Origin of the sequence: Blautia sp. DFI.1.216 (assembly GCF_020594215.1) — a bacterium.
Lineage (GTDB): Bacteria > Bacillota > Clostridia > Lachnospirales > Lachnospiraceae > Blautia_A > Blautia_A wexlerae.
Genome location: NZ_JAJDML010000097.1, coordinates 1 through 5,260, shown reverse-complemented (window position 1 = coordinate 5,260; position 5,260 = coordinate 1). Strand labels below are relative to the sequence as shown.

4 protein-coding genes and 1 pseudogene are annotated in these 5,260 nt (G+C 49.1%); all 5 read left to right on the top strand.

What is annotated here, in order from left to right; translation table 11 throughout:
- Positions 1 to 139: pseudogene (locus LJE11_RS18500) on the top strand (DUF3847 domain-containing protein); the annotation flags it as partial.
- A gap of 345 nt (positions 140 to 484) precedes the next feature.
- Positions 485 to 1,333, top strand: a complete 849-nt coding sequence (locus tag LJE11_RS18495; RefSeq protein ID WP_025544158.1) for a MerR family transcriptional regulator — start codon at positions 485 to 487, stop codon at positions 1,331 to 1,333.
- A 141-nt stretch (positions 1,334 to 1,474) separates the two neighbouring features.
- Complete coding sequence (gene mobQ, locus LJE11_RS18490; RefSeq protein ID WP_215706265.1) at positions 1,475 to 3,049, top strand: MobQ family relaxase; 1,575 nt, start codon at positions 1,475 to 1,477, stop codon at positions 3,047 to 3,049.
- Positions 3,050 to 3,115: 66 nt separating this feature from the next.
- Entirely contained in the window at positions 3,116 to 3,760 is a 645-nt protein-coding gene (locus tag LJE11_RS18485; RefSeq protein WP_025544160.1) for a CHC2 zinc finger domain-containing protein, read from the top strand.
- Entirely contained in the window at positions 3,729 to 5,066 is a 1,338-nt protein-coding gene (locus tag LJE11_RS18480; RefSeq protein WP_227296365.1) for a virulence-associated E family protein, read from the top strand. The genes LJE11_RS18485 and LJE11_RS18480 overlap by 32 nt, the downstream gene beginning before the upstream one ends.
- Positions 5,067 to 5,260 lie beyond the last annotated feature (194 nt).

Here is a 5,260-nt window from a genome sequence, read left to right as displayed (position 1 = left end):
GCTGGAAAGTTTTCTGCAAGAGCCGGAACGCCTGACAGATGATGATGTCATGCTGCTGTTGAAACTCATTTTTCACAGGCAGGACACGCAGGAACTATTGAAAAAACTGCTGGAACGGGAGAAGCTGGAAACCCCTTAGTTTACTAAAGGCGCAATTATACACCACCCAAAGGTTGGTGCATTGCGTTCTCCGAAGGCTCCTCGCCGGAGGGCTGTGATTTTCCGCAGCCACGGACTGCTCCAAATCAAACAGGGGACGCTACACTTCCCCTGCGCTGGCTTTCGCCAGCTACCCTTTTGTGGACTTGCCATCTGGGGACACCTTGCATTGCAAGCTGTTCCCAGCCGACAAGTTTTACAGAATCAGTTTTCTGTCTTTTGAGAAGAAATGAAAAATGTTATACTAAAAAATGAAAATGCCTATTGACTCTCACGGAACGTCATAGATTAAAGTTACCTTATCAGGAACAGGAGGTCAGCAGCTATGAGGACAGTAAAAGAAATATCAGATTTAACAGGTATCAGCGTTCGCACGCTTCACTATTATGATGAAATCGGGTTGTTAAAGCCAACAGAAAAAAGTGATGCGGGATACCGGCTTTATGACGATAAGGCACTGGAAACATTACAACAGATTTTATTTTTCCGTGAGTTTGATATCTCCTTGAAAGAAATCAAAGCTGTTTTGGACAATCCGGCTCTTGAAAGAAATCAGATTCTACAAGTACAGCGAAAAATGTTGGTAACAAAGAAAGAACGAATGGAACGTCTGATTGCCAGCATTGATGACATTCTGAAAGGAGAGAACAAAATGGATTTTACAATTTTTACCAAAACAGAAGTAGAAGAAATGTTCCAAACCATGCTTGAGCATATGCCGGAGAATATGAGAAACATTGCAATTAAAGAATTTGGTAGCATTGAACAATGGAAAAAGCATTATATGGAAGTCGTATCTTCGGAAGAAATGCAGAAAGGCTATGCAAAGGTAGTTGAATGGTATGGTGGAAAGGACAAGTTTCTGTCTGTTGCCCGAACTCCCGTCAGCAAAGAAGTTGCAGAAAGCTATAACAAACGGATAGAAGCGATTTTGCAAAAACTGATTGCAAAACAGAATTGTGACATAGATTCTTTTGAAGTAAAAGAGCTTGTTGGAGAATATGGCTTTGTTATGAAACAGCTTGCCCAGATAAAAGAAGAAAAAGGCTTTATGATGGCACAGACGCAGTATTACCGCAATGAACAAATCAAACCAATGATAGACGAAAAATACGGTGAAGGGGCTTCTGATTTCTTTGCACAGGCAATAGAAAACTATTATAAAGTTAAGTAATCTTGAATTTTAACTAAATACCCGCCGCCCCCAGCGGCACACCGAGCAGGAAATCTGAAAAGGTCTCCTGCTTTTTTTCTGCCCCAAATGAGGTGGTAAAACGCCACCCCATCCACCAATTACCGAAAGGAGGGACACGAAATGCCCTGTCCACACAACGAAATCACGATTGTTCAGCGCAGCCAGCGGCAGTCTGCTGTTGCCGCCGCTGCTTACCAAAGCGGCGAAAAGCTGTTCTGTGAATACGACCAGCAAGTGAAGCACTACCCAGAAAAGCGTGGTATCGTCCATAATGAAATCCTGCTCCCGGCAAATGCCCCGCCAGAGTATGCAGACCGCAATACCTTATGGAACGCCGCCGAAGCTGTTGAGAAGCAATGGAACTCCCAGCTTGCAAGGCGGTGGGTGCTTTCCATTCCCAGAGAGATACCGCCCGACCAGTACGCCGCCCTTGTCCGGGATTTCTGCAATCAGCAGTTTGTTTCCAAAGGAATGTGCGTGGATTTTGCCATCCATGACAAAGGGGACGGAAACCCTCACGCTCATGTCATGCTGACTATGCGGGCAATGGATGAACATGGGAAATGGCTTCCCAAGAGCCGCAAGGTTTATGACCTTGACGAGAACGGGGAACGGATAAAACTTCCGTCCGGCAGATGGAAAAGTCACAAGGAAGATACGGTTGACTGGAACGACCGCAAGTATTGTGAAATCTGGCGGCATGAATGGGAGATCATCCAGAACCGCTATCTGGAAGCCAACAACCGCCCGGAGCGGGTGGATCTCCGTTCTTATGAAAGACAGGGGCTTGATATTATCCCTACCGTCCATGAGGGTGCTGCTGTCCGGCAGATGGAAAAGCGAGGGATTCAGACCAACATCGGAAATCTGAACCGGGAAATCAAAGCCGCCAACAGCCTGATGAAGTCTATCCGGCAGCTTATTAAAAATCTCAAAGGCTGGATTATCGAGCTTAGTGAAAAACGAAAAGAACTGCTTGCGGAAAAAGCTGCGGAGGAAGCGGTATTTCTTCCCAATCTGTTGATGAAGTACATGGAGGTACGAAAGGCAGAACGGAGCGACTGGACACGGGCGGGACAAAACCGTGGAACTTCCAAAGACTTAAAGGCAGTCAGCGAAGCCCTGTCCTATCTTCAGAGAAAGGGACTTTCCACCGTGGAGGATTTGGAAAACTTTATAGAAACGTCCGGGAAATCTGCCGCCGACTACCGAAAGCAGATGAAGCCAAAGGAAACCCGCAGCAACGTGATTGACGCTATCCTTGCCGCCCGGACGGACTGTAAGGAATGTAAGCCCGTTTATGAGAAATACCAGAAGATATTTTTCAAGAAAACTAAGGAAAAATTCAAGCTGGAACACCCGGAGGTTGCCCGGTTTGAGAAAGCCAGTGCCTACCTTGCCAAGCACCCGGATGATAAGGACAGCACGAAAAAGGAGCTTTTGCAGGAACAGGCGAAGCTTGTGGGCGAAATCGCAGACTTGAAAGTACCGTTGACCGAGGTGCAGGAAGATTTGAAGAAGCTGCGGGACATCCGCTACTGGGTACGGAAAGCCACACCCGGCACAGAGGAAAGCAAAGAGCCGCCCAAGAAGCAGCCCCTCAAAGAAGTCTTGCAGGATAAGGCTGACGAGAAGAAAGCACAGAAAAACGCCCCGGCGCAGACGAAACACAAACAACAGGATATGGAACTTTAACAGGCACTTGCCATTTTCAGATTGAGAATGATAAGTGCCTTTTCTTTTTTACAAGGAGGAATTGATTTGAATGTATTTGAAGCTGTGAAGCAGTCCGTTACGACAAGACAGGCTGCGGAGCATTACGGAATCCGGGTAAACAGAAACGGGATGGCTTGCTGCCCGTTCCACAACGATAAGACCCCCAGCATGAAGCTGGACAAGCGTTTCCACTGCTTCGGATGTGGTGCAGATGGGGATGTGATTGATTTTGTAGCTGCCCTGTACGGGCTGGGGAAAAAGGAAGCCGCCGCACAGTTGGCGAGTGACTTCGGGCTTGCCTATGAGGACTGGAAGCCACCGGGCAGGGCAAGGAAGCCCAAGCCCCGGCAGAAATCCCCGGAAGAACAGTTCCGGGAAGCAAAGGCACATTGCTTCCGTGTCCTTGCCGATTATCTACACCTCTTACGGGTATGGAAAACCGACTATGCCCCGCACTCCCCGGAGGAAGCGTTTCATCCCCGGTTCGTGGAAGCCTTGCAGAAGCAAGCCCATGTGGAATATCTGCTGGATGTGCTGCTGTTCGGGGAGACAGAGGAAAAAGCGGTTTTGATTATGGACTACGGAAAGGATGTGATACAGCTTGAACAGCGAATGGCAGAGCTTGCAGCCGCAGACGCAGCAAGAACTAAAAAACACCATGAACGCCATGCAGCCGCCCCAGAGCGTTGAGGAAGTAAAGGCAACTCTGGAAACCACCGAGAAAGGCGGCGTCCGCCAGAGCATACGGAACTGCCTGACCGTATTCCAGCGTGACCCTGTGCTTGCCGGGGCAATCGCCTACAACATCCTGACCGACCGCAAGGACATCATAAAGTCCATCGGTTTTCACAGAGAAAGCACAGCCCTGACCGATACGGACATGAAGTATCTGCTTCTCTATCTGGAGGAAACCTACGGGCTTACCAGTGAGAAAAAGATTGAAACCGCCATCGGGATTGTGGCGAATGAGAATAAGTACCACCCCATCCGGGATTTTCTGAACAGCCTTGCATGGGACGGGACTGAGCGCATCCGCTTCTGTCTGCGGCACTTTCTGGGAGCTGATGTGGACGATTACACCTATGAAGCCTTGAAGCTGTTCATGCTGGGGGCGATTACAAGGGCATTTAAGCCCGGAAGCAAGTTTGAAATCATGCTGTGTCTGGTAGGCGGTCAGGGGGCTGGCAAATCCACCTTCTTCCGGCTGCTGGCAGTCCGGGACGAGTGGTTTTCCGATGATTTGCGGAAGCTGGACGATGATAACGTGTACCGCAAGCTGCAAGGTCACTGGATAATTGAAATGTCGGAAATGATGGCAACCGCCAATGCCAAGAGCATTGAGGAAATCAAGTCCTTTCTAAGCCGCCAGAAAGAGGTTTACAAAATTCCCTATGAAACTCACCCGGCAGACCGCCCCCGTCAATGCGTGTTCGGCGGCACTTCCAACGCCCTTGACTTTCTCCCCCTTGACCGTTCCGGCAACCGCCGATTTATCCCGGTCATGGTGTACCCGGAGCAAGCCGAGGTTCACATTTTGGAGGACGAAGCCGCTTCCAGAGCCTATATCAGCCAGATGTGGGCGGAAGCAATGGAGATTTACCGAAGCGGCATGTTCAAGCTGTCATTCAGCCCAGCCATGCAGCGGTATCTCAAAGAACACCAGCGGGATTTTATGCCGGAGGACACCAAAGCCGGGATGATACAGGCTTACCTTGATAAGTACACCGGGGAAACGGTCTGCTCCAAGCAGCTCTACAAGGAAGCCTTAAACCACACCTTTGATGAGCCGAAGCAATGGGAAATCCGGGAAATCAACGAGATAATGAACCAGTGCATTACCGGGTGGAACTACTTTTCCAATCCGAGGATGTTTGCGGAATACGGCAGACAAAAGGGCTGGGAGCGTGAAATCCCGGCAACGGACACCGACAACCCGCCCGAAAAATCTATGGACGGTTTTGTGGAGGTCACAGAGCAGATGGAGCTTCCATTCTGAAAATGACAGCCCGTTGCCGACTTCGTTGCTATCCCGTTGCCGAGCCGGTTGCCGGGGAAAATCCCTTATTTCCGGGCTTTTTCCCTCTCTGACAACCAAAACAACAGAAAAATAAAAGAAAAGTATAAATAGTAATCAACGCCAGATTGAGATTGTTTGCAAGGTCTTTTGAAGCCCGTTGCCGGACTTCGTTG

Coding starts and splice junctions, on each gene's coding strand:
- mobQ (WP_215706265.1), top strand. CDS start 1,475: ATGCCCTGTCCACACAACGAAATCACGATTGTTCAGCGCAGCCAGCGG.
- LJE11_RS18480 (WP_227296365.1), top strand. CDS start 3,729: ATGAACGCCATGCAGCCGCCCCAGAGCGTTGAGGAAGTAAAGGCAACT.
- LJE11_RS18495 (WP_025544158.1), top strand. CDS start 485: ATGAGGACAGTAAAAGAAATATCAGATTTAACAGGTATCAGCGTTCGC.